This is a genomic window from Limosilactobacillus secaliphilus (genome assembly GCF_001437055.1).
GTDB lineage: Bacteria > Bacillota > Bacilli > Lactobacillales > Lactobacillaceae > Limosilactobacillus > Limosilactobacillus secaliphilus.
Genome location: NZ_JQBW01000007.1, coordinates 1 through 18,529, shown reverse-complemented (window position 1 = coordinate 18,529; position 18,529 = coordinate 1). Strand labels below are relative to the sequence as shown.

Here is an 18,529-nt window from a genome sequence, read left to right as displayed (position 1 = left end):
GGTTGCCTTTTTTGTGGTCTACGAACTTTATTGCGTCAGTTGGTGGCTAAAGTTATATAATTAGGCCGACATTAACTGAAGGGGAGATTTTGTTTTGAATAATAGTATTCATAAAAAGTTGTATAAAGCAGGCAAGCTGTGGCTGGTGGCCACAATCGCCAGTTTCGGCATGCTTCTGGCAACAACGACGGCTCATGCTGATCAGAACCAGCCGGCCACGTCACAAGTAAGCACGACGGCGGTAACTCAAACGGCGACGACACACGTTAATGCAGCTGCTACGGCGGTCACCCAGTCCAGACAAGCAGCCGCTACTAACAACGCCAACTATGGTCACCTGGACGGAGTAAAGCTGACCGAATCTAACATTGCTGGTTATGATTCAGTCGTTGCTAACGGTTGGCACGCAGCGGATGCCAGTCAGGACGAGCCTTACCGTTACATGATTCTCTTTGATAACACCACGAATCGTGAGCTTTACCGGCACCGCTTTGACAATGCTGTTACACGTCCGGATGTTCAAAACGTCTACCCAGATGTGAACGGAAGTCGTGAATCCGGATTCCATGATTCGCTGTACGTTCCAGATAACGTTGTTTCCCGTGGCGACACTCTCTCACTGGTTTCTCGGTTTACCGATGATGCTCTGCACGGTGAGGGCCATCGCACGGACTACTGGTTTGCCCCATTCAAGCTCGACAACGCTAACCGCGCTAACTTAGACGGCGTTTCGATCGAGGACAACCAGGTCAACGTCAGCGGCTGGCACGCTACTAACCAGGCAGCCGGCTATCCTTACCACTACGTCATTGCTTATGATGTGAGTCAGCACCGTGAACTTGGCCGTCAGCTAGTTGACTTTGACGACTTGGACAATGGTCATATTCGTAAAGATGTTGCCCGCGTCTTCCCACTCATCGCGAATGCAGCTGGTTCTGGCTTTAACGTCAGCTTTGATCTGCGGCCGGAATTCATCAACGACCAGATTTAGTTCGTCAGTCGGTGGTCAACGTCAGCCGATGGCAATAGCGGTTATGTCGACTATTGGTTTGGCCCAGAATGGCTAGTTGCCGACAAGAGCAACAATGCTTACATGGACAACTTTGGCGTTCGTAATGGTCGCTTACACGTTAGCGGCTGGCATGCTACCAACCTAGCACTGGGACGGAACTACCACACCATCATCATTTTGGACGCTAACAACAATCATGAACTGGCCCGTAAAACAGTCAGTCATGCGCAACGGAACGATGTTGCAGCAGCCTTCCCATCAATCATGACGGCCTCCTACTCCGGCTTTGATGCCAGCTTTGACCTCCAGCCAGAGATGTTCACTGAACCCCTGCGGATCATCAGTCGTTGGAGCGCTACCCCTGATGCCAACGAAGACTACGTTGATTACTGGTTCAATGGCAACCTCAATCTGAACAAGCAGGCCGCATGGTTGGATACGCTGGATGAAGACGGCGATACCATCACTGTTTCTGGTTGGCACGCTGCCGATCAGTCAATGATCTATCCTCACCACGTGCTCATCTTGTTTGACCGGTCACTGGGTCATGAAATTGGCCGTCAGGAAGTAGCCAACAATTACAGTCCTGACGTTGCTAACGCTCAGGGTGACATTGCCAATGCTGGCCAATGCCGCTTCAGCACCACCTTCACAATCGATCCTTCTTATGCCAATGACATGTTACAGGTAATCAGTCGTTACAGTGACAGTGCTTCAGGCGAGGGCAACTACGTCCAGATTTGGCTGACCAACCGTGAATTGAACACGCCTAAACTTGCCCTTGTCGGTGATTACCTCTATGACCGGTTTGGTAACGCCCACCGGATTCCAACTGACAGTCCGGAAAGTGTTGCTCACCTGATTGCTGATGTTGTTCGGCAAGCCGGTAATCGGACTGACCGGGCAAAGGTTGAATTGGCCGCTCTCTACGTATCCGAATTTTGCAAACGGTGTCGTTACACAATGTCTGGCCCATACTACGCTACGCCATATGGGGTCTTCATTGCTCACGAATACTCATGTGCCGGTGCCACCCGTGCTCTGGGTCTGGTATTGAATTACTTAGGTTATCAATACCACCACGAGAACGAAAATCAGTACACTCACCAGTGGTGCACGCTGATGATGGACGGTCGCATGGGTTGGGCTGATGGTCAAGCCGGGACCGCTGATTATGGGAACTACAATGACTTCATGAATGGTTGGATCGACGCAGATCAGTGGCCAGAATACACCAACCACGAAAATGAGTAGTTAATTGCTATAAATGTTAAAGGACGGAGATCAATCGTTTGATCGCCGTCCTTTTTGTATAAGTCAGATTCTTCGTTATGCAGTGCTGATGCCATTCATCAGTGCTGCATTTTTTGTAATAAAAACCAGCCCAAGCAAACTAGTTACTTGGACTGGTTGATGATTAACTATATTTAACAATTAATACAGAGCCAAAGCTGAATCGTCTGAATATTAATTCCGCTTCTTAGAAAGCTTGAGACCACCAAATGAAGTCAGCAATGCAAATAAGCCCACACCTAAGCCTGCAGCAGCCTCGTTTTGTTCATTGCCAGTTTGTGGCAGCTTCTTATTGCCAACTTTTTGCGAACTCTTTGGCGTAGTTGGTTGTGTTGGCATTGTCGGGCTTGTTGGTGTCGTAGGACTAGTCGGCGTTCCAGGCTGCGTCGGCGTCGTCGGTTGCGTTGGTGATGACGGACTTGTTGGCGTGGTTGGACTAGTCGGTGACGTTGGTGTTGTTGGCGTTGTCGGACTGGTCGGCGACGTAGGACTGGTCGGCGTCGTTGGCGTTGTCGGACTCGTCGGCGTCGTTGGACTTGTTGGCGTCGTTGGACTCGTCGGGCTAGTCGGCGTTGTCGGGCTTGTTGGCGTCGTCGGACTTGTTGGACTCGTTGGAGTCGTCGGGCTCGTCGGTGACGTCGGACTTGTTGGGGTCGTCGGACTCGTCGGTGACGTTGGGCTCGTAGGCGTCGTAGGTGTCGTCGGCGATGTAGGGCTCGTAGGTGTAGTCGGTGACGTCGGAGTCGTAGGTGATGTTGGGCTCGTCGGTGACGTCGGCGTAGTCGGCGATGTTGGACTAGTCGGTGTAGTCGGGCTCGTCGGTGACGTAGGTGATGTTGGCGTAGTCGGCGATGTTGGACTCGTTGGTGTCGTAGGACTAGTCGGTGATGTCGGGCTCGTAGGCGTCGTTGGACTTGTTGGTGTCGTAGGACTAGTCGGCGACGTCGGACTAGTCGGTGACGTCGGAGTCGTTGGTGATGTTGGACTGGTAGGTGTCGTCGGACTCGTCGGTGATGTTGGCGTGGTTGGCGTCGTCGGTGTTGTAGGTGACGTCGGAGTCGTAGGGCTCGTTGGCGTTGTCGGCGACGTAGGACTAGTAGGTGACGTAGGAGTTGTCGGCGACGTAGGTGACGTAGGACTAGTCGGTGTAGTCGGGCTCGTCGGTGACGTTGGACTCGTAGGAGTCGTAGGTGATGTTGGACTGGTTGGAGTCGTTGGACTCGTTGGCGATGTTGGACTTGTCGGTGACGTCGGACTAGTCGGTGTAGTCGGGCTCGTCGGTGATGTTGGCGTCGTTGGACTTGTTGGGGTCGTAGGACTAGTCGGCGTTGTCGGTGATGTCGGAGTTGTCGGGCTCGTCGGCGTCGTTGGACTTGTTGGAGTCGTCGGGCTCGTAGGTGATGTCGGACTTGTCGGCGACGTCGGACTGGTAGGCGTCGTTGGTGTTGTAGGACTCGTCGGTGATGTAGGGCTCGTAGGAGTCGTAGGTGATGTTGGCGTAGTCGGCGTCGTTGGAGTCGTTGGACTTGTAGGAGTCGTCGGTGTTGTTGGACTCGTCGGACTCGTTGGCGTTGTCGGACTCGTTGGTGTTGTTGGCGTCGTTGGACTTGTTGGACTTGTCGGAGTCGTTGGAGTCGTTGGACTTGTAGGAGTCGTCGGGCTTGTAGGAGTCGTCGGCGTTGTCGGACTTGTTGGCGTCGTTGGACTCGTTGGCGTCGTTGGACTAGTCGGTGATGTCGGGCTTGTCGGACTTGTTGGACTCGTCGGACTTGTTGGCGTCGTCGGACTTGTTGGACTCGTCGGGCTCGTTGGACTCGTTGGGCCCGTCGGCGATGTTGGACTAGTCGGTGATGTCGGGCTGGTCGGACTCGTTGGGTTTACCGTCCCACCACCTGACTGTGAAGGATCGTAAACTAAATCATGATTATCCCAATACATATAGTTATTCGAATAGGTACCAGAGTAATTAGTTGTTCTGGTATTAATCTGCTTCGTAGAGGAATCATCATAAGTGGTTGTGTATTTGATAATGTACTTGCTCCAATTAGTCCCGGAAGATGATGTTGGGAATTGAATGTACATCTTATTATCTTGAAAGACGATCCGGACTTGACCAGTAACATCATTCACGGAAGCAGGATCAATGTAGAAGCTTTGTGTTGGATCATATCCTGGTTTTAACTGATAAACGGTTACATTGGTATCTCTATTATTATAGTTAACCTTGGAATTGTTAAGATTTTCTACTTTTACCCATGGTGACTGTATTACATTCCCAATAGGGTTAGCATAAATTACCGACGTCATTTCCTTGTTAGTACGATCAAGCGCGGTAATAAATGCTTCACCATTGGCAGCAGCAGATGGGTCAGGCCAATTTTTATTTACAACATCATCAAAATTCGTGTATTGAACGTTAATGGTATTTGTAGTCTTCTTGTTACCAATGCCGGTTGTAATATTTTGTCGAGAATCATTTGGAACTGCCTTGGGATCAATGAATAATGGAATTGAAATTTTAGCAGAAACGTTATTATGATTATCAACATAGTCCGTAAAATTATAGCGGAAGGAATGGCCAGTTACATCGTTTGAAGGGTCATACTTAGCAATGATCTCCCCATTTCTATCTTTAATATCTGGCAATTGCCGAACATCACTAGGATTATGAGTACCATAGATATTCAGGTTATTGCTAATGGTAATGTTAAAGTAATCACCTGACTTGACTGTATCAGGAACGTCAAAAGAATAGTTTCCTTGTAATGTACCACTTTTTTCTGGATATATAGCATTACCATTCTCAACAGGAATATATGAAGTAGTATTTGAACCTGACTGCTGAGACTGTTTGAAATTACTAGTTACATTAGCTAGTTGGTCACTAACATTTTGATGTTCTTGTTGTTGTGGAGAATTACCGGCCGGACGTGCAGGATTGTTACCTTCAGGAACATCAGCGTGAACGTCAGCCACAGTCCCTAATCCAAACGTTATTGATAATAAAACGGAGGCAACCCCGATTGATAATTTTCGTAACCCATAGTGGGGACGCTGTCGAGCGTTTTTTAAATACATTAATTTTTTATTATTAGTGGATAACATAGTAGCACCTCATTTATAATCTTAATAATAAAAGATAATGTTTTAACTGCATCTATTATAATTCGTATAGGGCTGTTTGAAAATAGCATTTAGCAAATTTGGTTATCAAAAGATAAAGCTAATTTAAGACTAAGGAAAGAATGTCCTATACTGTGTAAGGAACTGAACATTATCGATATGAATCACCGACTAAAAGGAGAATAATCATGTATTATTTCATTACTCATCGTGAAGACTTATTAACCTCAGCCATTGAAATAGCGCAAATTAAGCGGATGAAGATCTTTGATAGTCTGGGAATGGATTCACGGATAGTGACGGTGAAATACAATTGGGCTCACCAAGACGTCCAGCAGAAATTAGGTACCGCCAATCGGGTAATTAACCTCTTCCAATATTATCAACGACTGCCATATAGCTATACAGATAATGATCAAGCGCTAAGCGATAAAATATTACATCAGCCAGGGCTTGACGTTAAGGGTAATGTTGCTTATCGCGATGGCAAGCAAAGAATTCAGGTTAATTTGAATGACAAGGGCCGCATTTATTATGTGGACTATACTGACCGCTTTGGCTTCTGCGATCGGCGTGATTTTTACGATAGTGGTTGCCTAACTTACTCGGAGTATTTTGAAGATAAGGCCCGGGTGGTCATGCGTCAGTACTACGATGCTCAGGGACACGTCAAGATTATTTATCACTACCGGGGCGGCGAAAATAATCAACCAGTTTTAACCCTGATCCAGTTGAAAGAAAAAGACGGCGAACGGCAATTTGATGATGAGACGGAATTCCATGCTTTCTTCTTTGATGAGTTGGCGAAAAATGATGCAAAAGCAGTCATGATTAGTGACCGCTCAGATGTGGCTTTGACGCCATTCGCCAAAATGAAGGTGAAGGTGCCGCGTTATCAAGTCTTTCATTCGGCAATTACAACGGACGGGCGCACTAATGGCAAGCTATTTGACGTTTACAAACCCATCCAGTCTATGCTGGCAAATGGCCAATTGAACGGTTTGATTTCGGCAACGACTAGAGAAGCACGTGATGCCAGCCAAAGATTTAAGACCAATGCCAGTTACGCCATCCCAGTGACTTACGTAGCCGATGAGCTCTTAAACAAGCAGGTTCCGTTTGATGAGCGGCAGCCGGGGCAATTGATCGCGGTCGCACGGTTGAGCAACGTTAAGCGGCTCGACCATTTGATCAACACGGTGATTTTGCTGAAGAAGAAACATCCGCTGGTTGACCTCAAAATCTACGGCTATGACGATGAATATAACAACTACGCCACATCGAATGCGCTGAAAAAACTTGTGCAACGCAATGATGCTAGTGACTATATTCATTTCTGCGGTTACCAGCATGACCTGACCGCCGTTTACGAGGACGCACAAATAGAGGTTCTAACGAGTTCTTATGAAGGTTTCGCAATGGCACTGCTGGAAGCACAAAGCCACGCCTGTCCAGTGGTGAGCTACGACATCAATTACGGCCCGTCAGATATTATTGACGACGGGGTTAGCGGCAAGTTGGTGCCAGAAGGGGATCTCCACTCGCTGTACGTCACCTTGGATACACTGCTGAGCAACTATGCACTGCTGCAGTCTTATTCAGAACACGCACAGAAGGCGGCCGCAAAGTACTCGTTTGCCAATGTTACGAAACGCTGGCAGGAATTCCTGGCCGCTGAACATTTGCCACATTAATTGCTGGGGATCACGATGACATTTACGTCAAAATATGGGAGAAAACAAATGATGAGTGAAGATAATGAACGGCTGCCAGCCAGTTTTAACAAAACCGGTTAGCTGATGTTAAAATAGGTGCGCTGCATGAACAGCATTATTTGTGTGTGCCCCCATTCATTGAAAATGGACAGCATTACAGTAACTGTTAATTTCTTGTTTTCTGCAACCGGATTTTGGGGAAGAAATTACCGAAAATCCAGAAAAATGCTTCACGTGTGCAATCCATCGTGATATTATGAAAGCGGAAACAAGAAAAGACAATATTCTTGAAAATGGTAGTATTTTTAGGAAATAGCAAATTTGGGGGATGATTCATTTAGTGAAAATGGATTTTATTTTTGCTGATTAATGTTCACGTGTGCAATATTTATTGAAAGAGGACAGTACAATGGATTTAGATAAACTGCTTAAAAATGTTCAAAAAATCTTAGCAGATGTTGATAACGATGCTAAGTTCGACAACCTGTCAAACAAGGAAATTTATGTTCCTTCAATCCAGGTTCAAGGCCGTAACGTTTACTTCAACCTGCACCATGTCAACGAAAAGGGCTACACCGAAAAGACCTTGGTTGTCTACGAAGACAAGCTGAGCATTGGTGACTTTGTTGCTGACGAACGCCTGGATCACGGTCAGCGGGCATTGATTGTTGCTCAACAGACTGAACCAAACTACAAAGCATTGGCAAAGCGCTTCTCATGGATGAAGCCAACTTCTCGGCGTGACTACAAGTACAGTTTCGGCCTTGGTGACCGGCTGGGTAACGCTTCAAACGCTCACCTGCGTTTCTTGAAGGGCAAGCACATTTTCCCAGTTATCGCTCAACAGTCCATTCGTGAACTTACTTTGATGCACCGGACCAACACCGATGTCTTCCTGGACGCCGCATGGTCTGTCTTTGACGAAGGCTTCACTTACGGCTGGGGTGCTGAAGGTGACCACGTTAAGACCGAATACGAAGTTGACTACGCCGTTAAGGTTGGCTGCCGGACGATTGTTCTTGACTGTACCGAAGTTATCAACAACAAGGCCGTTACCCTGTCTGACGAAGAATTGGACAAGCAGTTTAACGCCTTAGACGACGACCAGAAGAAGTACTTCAACGACACTTACCTGAACAAGACTTTCACTGTTGGTGCTCACAACGACGCTGAAGTCCACTTCACTAAGCACGACGTTGAAGAATCAGTATTGACCTTCTATGGTGCCGTTCTGTTTGCTACGAAGATTTACCACAAGTTCGTTGTTCCTTATGACCTTGACTTCGAAATCTCCATGGATGAAACGCCATACTCAACCACGAACCCTAACCACTACTTCTTCGCTAACGAATTACACCGTCGCGGCATCACGCCTACGACCATGGCTCCACGGTTCTACGGTGAATTCCAGAAGGCCATTGACTACATTGGTGACCTGGACAAGTTCGAAAAGGACTTCTCCTTACACGAAAAGATTGCTGAACACTTCGGCTACAAGCTTTCCGTTCACTCTGGCTCTGATAAGCTTTCTGTTTACCCAATCATTGGTCGCTTGGCCAAGGCACACGGCTGGCATGTTAAGACGGCCGGTACTCACTGGTTGGAAGCTTGCCGGGTAATTGCTCACAAGGACCCACAGCTCTTTGTTGACATGTACCGTTACGCATACAACAACTTGGACGACGTTAAGGACTTCTACGTATTTAACGCTCAAACTGATGGCAATGCTCCTAAGCCAGAAACGGTTACCCCTGACCATTGTCAATTCGTTCTGTCCGACGATGACGGCCGTCAAGTAATGCACACGATGTTCGGTTCACTGATGAATGCACAGCACAACTACCACTATGTATTCCGTGACAAGTTCTGGGACATCCTGAAGAAGAACCAGAAGTTGTACGACAAGTTCTTGAACATTCACCTGGCTGAACACATTGACCTGTTGACTGGCAAGTACGCTACGAAGCAGGAAGCCCTGGATGCTTTGGAACCAAAGACTGACATTGCTAAGGAATATTAATAGATAAGGACTTACACAACATGACATTATTAAATGATGATTTCCTGTTGAGCAACGACACTGCAAAGATTCTGTTCCATGAATACGCAGCTAAGATGCCAATTATTGACTTCCACTGTCACTTAAACCCAAAGGAAATTTACGAAAACAAGAATTACCCTAACTTAACCCGGATTTGGATCAACGAAGACCACTATGGTGACCACTACAAGTGGCGTCTGATGCGTGCCAATGGCGTTGACGAAAAGTACATCACCGGCGACGGCGACGAATACAAGAAGTTCATCGAATGGACCAAGACCATCCAAAATGCTTATGGTAACCCGCTCTACGAATGGACTCACCTGGAACTACGGCGCTTCTTCCACATCAACAACGAATTGAACCTGGAAAACGCCCCAATGATCTGGGAAAAGGCTAATAAGATGCTGCAGACGGATGCCTTCAAGCCACGGAACTTGATCAAGAACATGAACGTTAAGGTTGTCTGCACCACCGATGACCCAGCATCTGATCTGAAGTACCAAAAGCTGCTGAAGAAGGATGAAAAGGAGAATGGCTTCAAGGTTCTGCCTGCAATGCGTCCTGACAAGCTGATCGACATCCGCAACAACGAATTTGGCAACTACCTGCAACAGTTGAGCGACGTTTCCGGCGTTAAGATCAACAACTTCGCAGACATCATCTCTGCTCTGCACCAGCGCTTCGAATTCTTCAGTGAAATGGGCGGCAAGCTGTCTGACCACTCACTGTTGACTTACCACTACGTTCCAGCTACCAAGGAAGAAATCGATGCTATTGTCGACAAGGCCGTTAAGAATGAAGACCTGACCGACAAGGAAGTCGATCAATATCTGACTGCATTACTGGAACAGTTGATGAAGCTGAACACCGAATTCGACTGGACGATGCAATTCCACATCAACTCCATCCGGAACATGAACCGGCCAATGTTTAAGAAGTTGGGTGCCGACACTGGTTACGACTCTGTTGGTACGCAGCCTGACATCGTTGACAGCATTGCTAAGCTCTACCGTCACATGCAAGACACTAACAATGTGCCAAAGACGATCTTCTACTCATTGAACAGCAACGACTGGATGCAGCTGGCTACCTTGATGGGCTCCTTCCAAGGCGATGGCGGCGTTGAACGTCTGCAGCTGGGTGCCGGCTGGTGGTTCAACGACACTGCTGAAGGCATGGACCGTCAACTGCGGATCTTTGCTCAACAGAGTCTGCTGCCACACTTTGTTGGTATGCTGACCGACTCACGGAGCTTCCTGTCATACCCACGGCACGAATACTTCCGTCGGGTACTGTGCAACTTCTACGGCAAGTTAGCTGAACAAGGTCGGGTTCCAGACAATATTGACAAGTTAGGTAAGATTGTGCAGGACATTTCCTACAACAATGCTCACAATTACTTCAAGTTTTAATTAGCTCATTGGTATTGCAGCTTTCAGGCAGTTGTGATGCCAATGGAACTGCATCCGTTTATTATGAATTAACCCCCAAGAATGAATGATAAACGGGCAAGGGACCAATTAATTTTGGCCCCTTTTTGTTTTAGACCGCCAGAATTGTTATGATGTAATGGCTTAAATAAAGAAATAGGTGGATCACATGACTGGAAAAATAGATAAGGAACCTGTGACGATTCAAACGATCGCTAAAATTGCGAACGTCTCCCACACCACAGTTTCAAGAGCATTGAATGATAGTAAACTGGTTAAGCCTGAGACCAAGCGTAAAATTGATCGAATCGCTCGCGAGATGGGGTACGTGCCTAACTATAATGCCCGGCGGCTCGTTACACACCGCTCGAACATTATTGGCATCTTCTTCACGAACCTGGAAGCCGGGACGTCATCCAGCTTCTTGACGGAAGTAGTTGAAGAGGCCCAAAAGCGGTTGCCCCGGAATTACTCACTGTCAATTAACAGTATCAACATTGCCGAGAATGATCCCCGCATTTCCATTCAGAACTTCGATGGGGTGATCATCCTCAGTCAATCCGAATCTGACGACCCATTTATCCGTTCTGTCATTAAACGGCAAATTCCGGCGGTGATCTTGAACCGGGATGTTAAGTCCAAGCATCTGAACAACTTTGCGGTCAACGATTATCTGGGAAGCAAGGTGGCAACCGAATATGCAATTCGGATGGGTCACCGGCACTTCGCCTTAATCGAAGGGGTCGATGCCTTCACGTCGACTCACCAGCGGACAGCGGGCTTTCTCAGTGCGCTGAAGGACGCCGGTATTCCTAAGGATGACGTCATCGTCAAGAAGGGTGACTACAAGCCGCGCAGTGGTAATAGCGCCATGCGGCAAATTCTGTCCAGCCGCCACATGCCGACTTGCGTGATTACCGAAAACGACGATATGGCGGTCGGTGCAATTAGTGCATGCGACGAAATGGGTTACCGGGTACCGGACGATATTTCCATCATCGGTTTTGATGACATGAACTATTCCAAGTACCTGACACCATCCTTAACCACCATCCGCAAGCCAACGACGCAGATTGTGCAGGATGGCGTGGACTGCCTGGTCAAAATCATTGAAGACGATGGTAATACCGTCATGCAGAAGATTTACGACCCTGAAATGATCGTTCGCAGTTCGGTTAAGCAGATCCGTACACCAAGAAACGAGTAATACTGAAGACGCAAAGGCGGTGGGATGACTGCCTTTGCGCCTTTTTTGGAGGAAATACATGAGTAAAAAAGTAACGTTAACTGATTATCCCAGCCTGCAGCAATGTATGGACGTGAATAACCACGTTGATCAACTAGAAATTGTTGTGCCGGCGGGAACCTATCTCACCGGGCCACTCACTTTGCGGTCCAATCTGACTTTGACCCTGGAAAAGGGCGCGGTGCTTGAGTTTAAGGATGATCCGAACCTCTATCCACCGGTCTGGACCCGTTGGGAAGGGGTGGAATGCTACGCGATGCACCCGCTGATCTATGCCAATGGCCAACAAAATATCACCATCCAAGGCGAGGGCGTGATTGATGGTCAGGGTCAAGCCTGGTGGAACAAGTTTGCCCAGATTCAAAAGGAAGACCGCAACACACCGCGCTTTGACTATGAAAAACGGTTGGCCAGCATGAATCCGGGCTACCAAGAACAGACGGGCGGTGGTGGTCGCCGGTCGACCCAATTCCTGCGGCCGCCGCTATTGCAAATCTGGAAGTGTCAGAATTTCACGCTGAAGGGCGTCACCCTGCGCAACTCGCCGTGGTGGACCTTCCACATGGTTTATTCATCTGACATTCAGATCCAGGGTGTGACCTTCAGAAATCCAGCCGATGCAATCAACACGGACGCGATGGACATCGACTCCAGTAAGAATGTCACGGTTACGGATTGCTTGCTGGACGTGGGCGACGACGGTGTAACCCTGAAATCAGGGTCGGGTCCATCTGCTCAAGCAATTGGCATTCCGACCGAAAACGTGACCGTCAAACATTGCCGGATCTTAAACAGTCATGGCGGAATTGCGATCGGCTCAGAGACCGCGGCCGGCGTGAAGAACCTGACCGTCGACGATTGTACTTTTGTCGGCACGCAGCGTTGTGTGCGGCTCAAAACGCGGCGCGGCCGGGGCGGCACCATTGAAGGCATTTACCTGCACAACCTGCACATGGACCGCTGTTGGTGCCCGATCGCCCTGCAGATGTACTTTGCTTCGGAAGTGAAGGCTGATGAAGCAGGAAAAATTCTCTCATTGGATGCGCAGCCAGTCACTGCACAAACGCCGCACATTCAGGATGTGGAAATCAAAGATGTGGTGGCCACCAATGTGCGTTGCGTAGCGGCCTTCATCGTTGGTTTGCCAGAAGCAAAGATCAAGAATGTGCGGATCGAAAACTATCAATGGTCACTCGCCAAAGACGACGACTTGTTGCCGATTGACCAGGCCGAAAAGACGGGTGGCACCATCCACCTCAATCAACGCGGCATTAACACCATTAATGTCACTAATCTTCAAGTCAATGACCACCTGTTCAATTAAAATGCTATCTTTAGGCACCGATATCCAGGCAAACTGGCTATCGATGCCTTTTTATTGACCGCTATAAGAAGCGCAAACGCCTAGCTGTCAACAAACTCGCTCAATGGGCCTGATCTGAACTGGTTGATTATTTGATAAGTCAAAAAAATTTTGGCCACATTCTGTGAGGTTAGCGATATCACTTAATGGTCTTGGGAACGCTCTCATAACTGGCTTTTGCCGATTTAACAGTGATAAAGGATGATTGGGTGCTTAATGATTAACTGAACAAATGAGGCTAAAACGTCCTATAAAGCGTTTGCAACAAGGGATGGGAACGTGTACATTATAGATGTCAGGTGTTAGTCGATTAATTGAACTAACGTCGACCTGGTCAAATTAAATTATTGAGCAATTATGATTTCTACCCATTGACCAGGACCCACCATTTTCCCGTGAAGGCGGGTTAAAGCTAAATCGTCATTCGGTTTGAATAGCTTTTGGAAAAAGATTTTGAGGTGAATAAAATTGGATACTCAAACTGTAAAAAAGCGCCCGCCTTATCGGATTGGGGTCGGGCTTGCCGTTGGTGTTTTGTCCTGGCTGCTTCCATATGTCGGGGTTAACAGTACGTTGCTGCCACGTCTCCTGCAGCAAATCGCACCAGCTCAAAAAGTACAAATTGTCGCTGAATTAGCTACGATCGGGATGATTGTGGCTGCCATCGCCAACGTTATTTTTGGTGCCTTATCTGACCGGACCCGTTCAAAGCGTGGTAAGCGGACACCATGGATCATTGCTGGTTCCATTGCCTGTGCCATCTGTTTCTGGTTAATTACCATTACCACTTCGATCCCAGTACTGTTTGTTATCTGGGGTGTTTACCAAGCCGCTTTGAACGCTGTTGTTGGTCCATTGCTGGCCATCTTGTCCGACCTGGTACCAAAGGAATTTAAGGGAACCATTTCTTCCTTCTACGGCATTGCTAACTCAGTCGCTAACCCATTAGGGACGATTGTTGCTTCACAATTCCTGACGAAGGTTACGATGGGGATCTGGACGATGATCGCCATTGAACTGATCCTTGGTTTCTTGAGTGTTGCCATTATCCACGAACCAGGCAACCAGGATGCTGAAGTTGAACCGCTGCATGGTAAGCAACTGCTGGAAGCCTTCATCTTCCCAGTTCATGGTGACCTGCGTGACTTCTACTTGGCCCTTTTTGGGAAGCTTCTCATCGTTGCTGCTCACTACGTAATCGTTGGTTACCAACTGTACATCTTCACTGACTACATGAAGATGAACGCTGGCAAGGCCGCTTCCAGCCTGTCCATCATGTCCACCATTCTGATGTTTGCCGGCATGATCTTCGCCGCTGTTTCTGGCCCAATTGCCGACAAGATCGGCAGTATCAAGAAGATGATGGTCTTTGCTTCCATCGTCTTTGGGATTGGTGTTCTGATGCCAATGTTTGACGCTGCTCCTTGGACAATGTTTGCTTACGCCATCATTGGCGGTTCCGCTTACGGGATCTACAACTCAGTTGACCAAGCCCTGAACGTATCCATTCTTCCTTCAAAGGAAGCGGCTGCTAAGGACTTAGGGATCTTGAACTTGGCTAACACGTTAGGCCAAATCTTAGGCCCAATCGTTGCCTCCGTCATGATCACTGCTATGGGTTACCGTCTGATCTTCGTCGCTGCATTTGTAATGTGCGTAATCGGTGGTATCCTGTTCCAGATGATTCGTCGTGTCAACTAATGTTTGATCTCAATTGACAAAAAATGAGGTGTTATTTTGAATGTGATTAAAAACCCAGTATTGACTGGTTTTAATCCCGACCCATGCATTTTCCGTGATGACCATCAGTATTACTTGGTTGTCTCGACGTTCGAATGGCTGCCTGGTGTACGGATTTACTCGTCCACTAATTTAGTCAACTGGCATTATGAAACCTCGGTGCTGAACTCACCACGGATGATTCAGCTCCAAGGCAATCCAACCGGCTGTTCAATTTGGGCACCATTTGCGTCCTACCACAACGGCAAATACTACATGATCTACACCAACGTTCGCCAGACACGGATTCCTTACAAGGACGTTGATAACTACATCGTGGAAGCCGATGACATTCATGGGCCGTGGAGTGATCCAGTCTACGTTAACAGTTCCGGCTTTGACCCGTCGATCTTCTTTGATGACGATGGCAAGGCCTACTTCATGAATGCACTGTGGGACTACCGGATGGAGACCCACAACAAGTCTTGCGGAATTGTGATGCAGGAAATCGACCCAGTTTCGTTCAACCTGATTGGTGAACCTAAAAAGCTGTTCGACGGTACGGCACCAGCCAAAACCGAAGCACCGCAGATTTACAAGCATGATGGCTATTACTACCTGCTGACTGCAGAAGGCGGCACGGGTCCTAACCACCAGGAAACCGTTGCCCGTTCCAAGAATGTCTGGGGTCCGTACGAAGTTGATCCAAAGACTCCATTAATTACGTCGAAGGGTCATGAAGAAATCACGCTGCAAGCCGCTGGGCATGCATCATTGGTTGCCACGGATGACGACGAATGGTACTTGGCTCACCTGTGTACGCGGCCACTGCCTGGCTACAAGCCGATCCTTGGTCGTGAAACAGCCATCCAGAAGGTTGAATGGACTTCTGATCACTGGCTGCGGTTGGCTAATGGCGGAAACTTACCAGTTGACTCGGTACCAGCACCAGTCCACGGTACCCCAGCCGTTCCCGTCAAACATGGCTTTAGCGATGATCTGAAGCACGGCTTGGATCCACGCTATTGGAACACTTACCGGCAGTTCAGCGACCCAACTTGGTGCCAGCCGTCCGTTAACGGTCTGACATTGCGGGCTGGTCAATCACCGCAGTCCGGCTTTGATCAGCACCTGGTTGCCACCCGTCAGTACGACTTTGGCGTTACGGCCGAGGTTGACATGGACTACACGCCGACGACTTATCTGCAGCTTGCCGGCATGACTCTGTACCTGGATACGTCCAACTACATCCTGCTGATGGCCACCGTTGATGAGAACAATCAGCCGGTCGTGGTACTGCAAGAGGAAGCCGCCGGTGACTTCAAGCGGATCGCTAGCGTCAAGACTAACGGTCAAGGCCACTATCACTTCACGATTGAAATCAACGACACGGATGCTGATTTCTTCATGGACGATGGTGATGGCAAGCAAAAGGTTGGTCACCTAGACGTCTCCTTCTTGTCCGGTGGCTATACCGGTGACTTCATTGGCATGGACGCCATTGATATGCACCGGCGCAACCACACTGCGGCTACTTTCACCAACTTTACCTACCGCGCTAACCATTAAACTAACCACTAAGTAACCCTTTATCTCCTAACAAACAAAATAACCAAATAATTGCGCATTGCCGTCCCTCGTTATCTGCAGTAGTAATGATGGGGCGGTTTTGTTTTAGTTAAGAGGGAATTTAATCGGTCTCATTTGTACAATTCAGGCATTTGTGGCAAAGTATAATGTATAAACTAACTGCCATGTTTTTGAGCAATGGGTACAAATAAGGAGGCGATCCTGTATCGCTAAACAAATTGACCACCGTAACTTGTCGCGGGTCACTAATACTAAGCGCGTGTTACAGGAATTATTTAACCAGCAAGAGACTTCGCGAGCGGATATTGCACGTGACCTAAAGCTTAACAAGTCAACGGTTTCGTCAATCTACAATGATTTAGACGAGCAGGGATTTATTGAAGAAGTGCGGGTTGGCCATTCGACTAACAATGGCGGTCGCCGGCCACAAATGATTCGGCTGGACCGCAATTATGGCTTTGTGGTCAGCTTTAACATTGGGGCCAACCATTTAAGCTCAATGTTCAACTTTGTCAACGGCGAATTGATTCGTTATAACCGCCAGCCGATTAAGGATTCTGATATCTTGTCGATCATGCAGATGATTAAGCAGGAAATCATGCGGATGCAGTGCGCCAACGAGACCAAGCATGGCTTATTGGCCATCGGTTTCTCCATTCACGGGATTGTTGACAATGAGAAGATCATAGACTCGCCTTTCTTGCAGCTACAGGGCATTGATTTGCAGCAATACTTTGAGCATGAATTCCACGTGCCCGTAGTCCTGGAAAACGAAGCCAACCTGTCAGCCACCTTTGAGCATGACTTTTACATTGATCATGTTGTGAAGGACCTGATCAGTATCAGTATCCACCGTGGTATTGGGATGGGCGTGATTGCCAATGGCAGCCTGTATCACGGCTTTCGTGGTATGGCTGGTGAAATTGGCCGTGCCTTGACGACAACGGATGAGAATGGCCATGAAGGCGCTCTGGTGAAGGTGGAGTCTTTGTGCTCTGAGGACGCAATTTTGAAACAGGTTCGCGAATTGGTGGGTCCCGCTAAGTTCAAGCAAGAACGGTTGGCCGACCTTTATCGTGATTCAGCTGATGTACAGGCAATCTTCAACCGGGCTGCCCGTTTGTTAGCCGAGGTTGCGTACAACGCTGAGGTTTGTTTCGGTCCTCAAGCCGTCTTCTTCAATGCTGCCATCTTTGAGGAACTGCCTGATTTTTATAACAACTTGAAACAAGAACTGACCAAACTGGGTGGCACAATTCCGGTTAAAATGGTGCATGGCTCGCGTTTAACGTCCTTGTACGGCTGTGCTTCCTTGTCAATTCACCGCGTTCTGCAGATGGACGGCTACCATCTGAAATTCAAGTTACCCAAAGAAATTCAGTTAGCCGATTGATTAAACTAATGTTTTGGTTAAAAACAGTTCTTTTCTGACTTGATGAGCCAGTAGAAGATAAATTGTGAATACGACAGAATGATTGATAATTAGGCGTTTAATGTCTGTTTCGGAGGATGTTAAACGTCTTTTTATTTTTCTTTTCGAAAGTTGAGGGAAAGGGTTTACAAATTCTCGTTGAAGGATTATTCTTAAATCGTAAGTTAGTTGTTTATATAAACTAATATGAACAGGAGGACTCAATGATGAGTGATTTATGGAAAGGTATCGATAAGATCAAGTATGTAGGTCCACATAAGCACCTCCGTTCAGGACTGTATTACCAATACTACAACCCTGACGAAGTGATTCTGGGCAAGAAGATGAAGGACTGGCTGCGGTTTGCCGTTGCTTACTGGCACACCTTTGACCAGCGTCTGGTGGACCCATTCGGTGATGGGACCGCTGAACGGCCATACGACAAGTACAGTGACCCAATGGACCAGGCTTTAGCCAAGGTTGACTATGCCTTCGAATTCTACCAGAAGTTAGGGGTTCAGTTCCTTTGCTTCCACGACCGTGACTTGGCACCAGAAGGCGACACCTTACGTGAAACCAACAA

Annotated in this window: 12 protein-coding genes and 2 pseudogenes; 12 read left to right on the top strand and 2 right to left on the bottom strand. The window is 47.8% G+C overall.

Going from position 1 to position 18,529, the window contains the following annotated elements; all coding sequences use genetic code 11:
* The first annotated feature begins 94 nt into the window (after positions 1–94).
* Positions 95–991 (top strand): KxYKxGKxW signal peptide domain-containing protein, encoded by an 897-nt coding sequence (locus IV45_RS03425; RefSeq protein ID WP_057740742.1) that lies wholly within the window; start codon positions 95–97, stop codon positions 989–991.
* Between the two features lie 102 nt (positions 992–1,093).
* A complete protein-coding gene (locus tag IV45_RS03420) occupies positions 1,094–2,266 on the top strand; it encodes a hypothetical protein (protein ID WP_057740741.1) in 1,173 nt (390 codons plus the stop codon).
* Between the two features lie 213 nt (positions 2,267–2,479).
* Here IV45_RS03420 and IV45_RS08015 read toward each other — a convergent pair whose 3' ends face one another.
* Positions 2,480–2,644: an LPXTG cell wall anchor domain-containing protein gene (locus IV45_RS08015; RefSeq protein WP_083487255.1), complete on the bottom strand. Its 165-nt coding sequence runs from the start codon at positions 2,642–2,644 to the stop codon at positions 2,480–2,482.
* Between the two features lie 88 nt (positions 2,645–2,732).
* Here IV45_RS08015 and IV45_RS08010 point away from each other — a divergent pair, with 88 nt between their 5' ends.
* A complete protein-coding gene (locus IV45_RS08010) occupies positions 2,733–4,217 on the top strand; it encodes a hypothetical protein (protein WP_057740739.1) in 1,485 nt (494 codons plus the stop codon).
* Positions 4,218–4,240: 23 nt separating this feature from the next.
* On the opposite strand, the pseudogene IV45_RS08085 reads toward IV45_RS08010, so the two are convergent.
* Positions 4,241–5,383 (bottom strand): annotated as a pseudogene (locus tag IV45_RS08085) (Ig-like domain-containing protein); the annotation flags it as partial.
* A gap of 233 nt (positions 5,384–5,616) precedes the next feature.
* Here IV45_RS08085 and IV45_RS03410 point away from each other — a divergent pair.
* The 9 genes and pseudogenes from IV45_RS03410 to IV45_RS03370 form a co-directional block, all read left to right on the top strand.
* Positions 5,617–7,122 carry a glycosyltransferase gene (locus IV45_RS03410; protein WP_057740737.1) on the top strand — a complete coding sequence of 502 codons (1,506 nt, stop codon included), beginning with the start codon at positions 5,617–5,619 and terminating at the stop codon, positions 7,120–7,122.
* A gap of 430 nt (positions 7,123–7,552) precedes the next feature.
* Positions 7,553–9,163: a tagaturonate epimerase family protein gene (locus IV45_RS03405; protein WP_057740736.1), complete on the top strand. Its 1,611-nt coding sequence runs from the start codon at positions 7,553–7,555 to the stop codon at positions 9,161–9,163.
* A 20-nt stretch (positions 9,164–9,183) separates the two neighbouring features.
* Positions 9,184–10,599 (top strand): glucuronate isomerase, encoded by a 1,416-nt coding sequence (gene uxaC / locus IV45_RS03400; protein WP_057740734.1) that lies wholly within the window; start codon positions 9,184–9,186, stop codon positions 10,597–10,599.
* Between the two features lie 187 nt (positions 10,600–10,786).
* Entirely contained in the window at positions 10,787–11,824 is a 1,038-nt protein-coding gene (locus tag IV45_RS03395; RefSeq protein ID WP_057740732.1) for a LacI family DNA-binding transcriptional regulator, read from the top strand.
* Between the two features lie 58 nt (positions 11,825–11,882).
* Positions 11,883–13,187: a glycoside hydrolase family 28 protein gene (locus IV45_RS03390; RefSeq protein ID WP_057740730.1), complete on the top strand. Its 1,305-nt coding sequence runs from the start codon at positions 11,883–11,885 to the stop codon at positions 13,185–13,187.
* A 507-nt stretch (positions 13,188–13,694) separates the two neighbouring features.
* Positions 13,695–14,927, top strand: a complete 1,233-nt coding sequence (locus IV45_RS03385) for an MFS transporter (RefSeq protein WP_083487252.1) — start codon at positions 13,695–13,697, stop codon at positions 14,925–14,927.
* Positions 14,928–14,969: 42 nt separating this feature from the next.
* Entirely contained in the window at positions 14,970–16,514 is a 1,545-nt protein-coding gene (locus IV45_RS03380; RefSeq protein ID WP_057740773.1) for a glycoside hydrolase family 43 protein, read from the top strand.
* Between the two features lie 280 nt (positions 16,515–16,794).
* A complete protein-coding gene (locus IV45_RS03375) occupies positions 16,795–17,928 on the top strand; it encodes an ROK family protein (RefSeq protein ID WP_235807659.1) in 1,134 nt (377 codons plus the stop codon).
* A gap of 245 nt (positions 17,929–18,173) precedes the next feature.
* Positions 18,174–18,529 (top strand): annotated as a pseudogene (locus tag IV45_RS03370) (xylose isomerase); the annotation flags it as partial.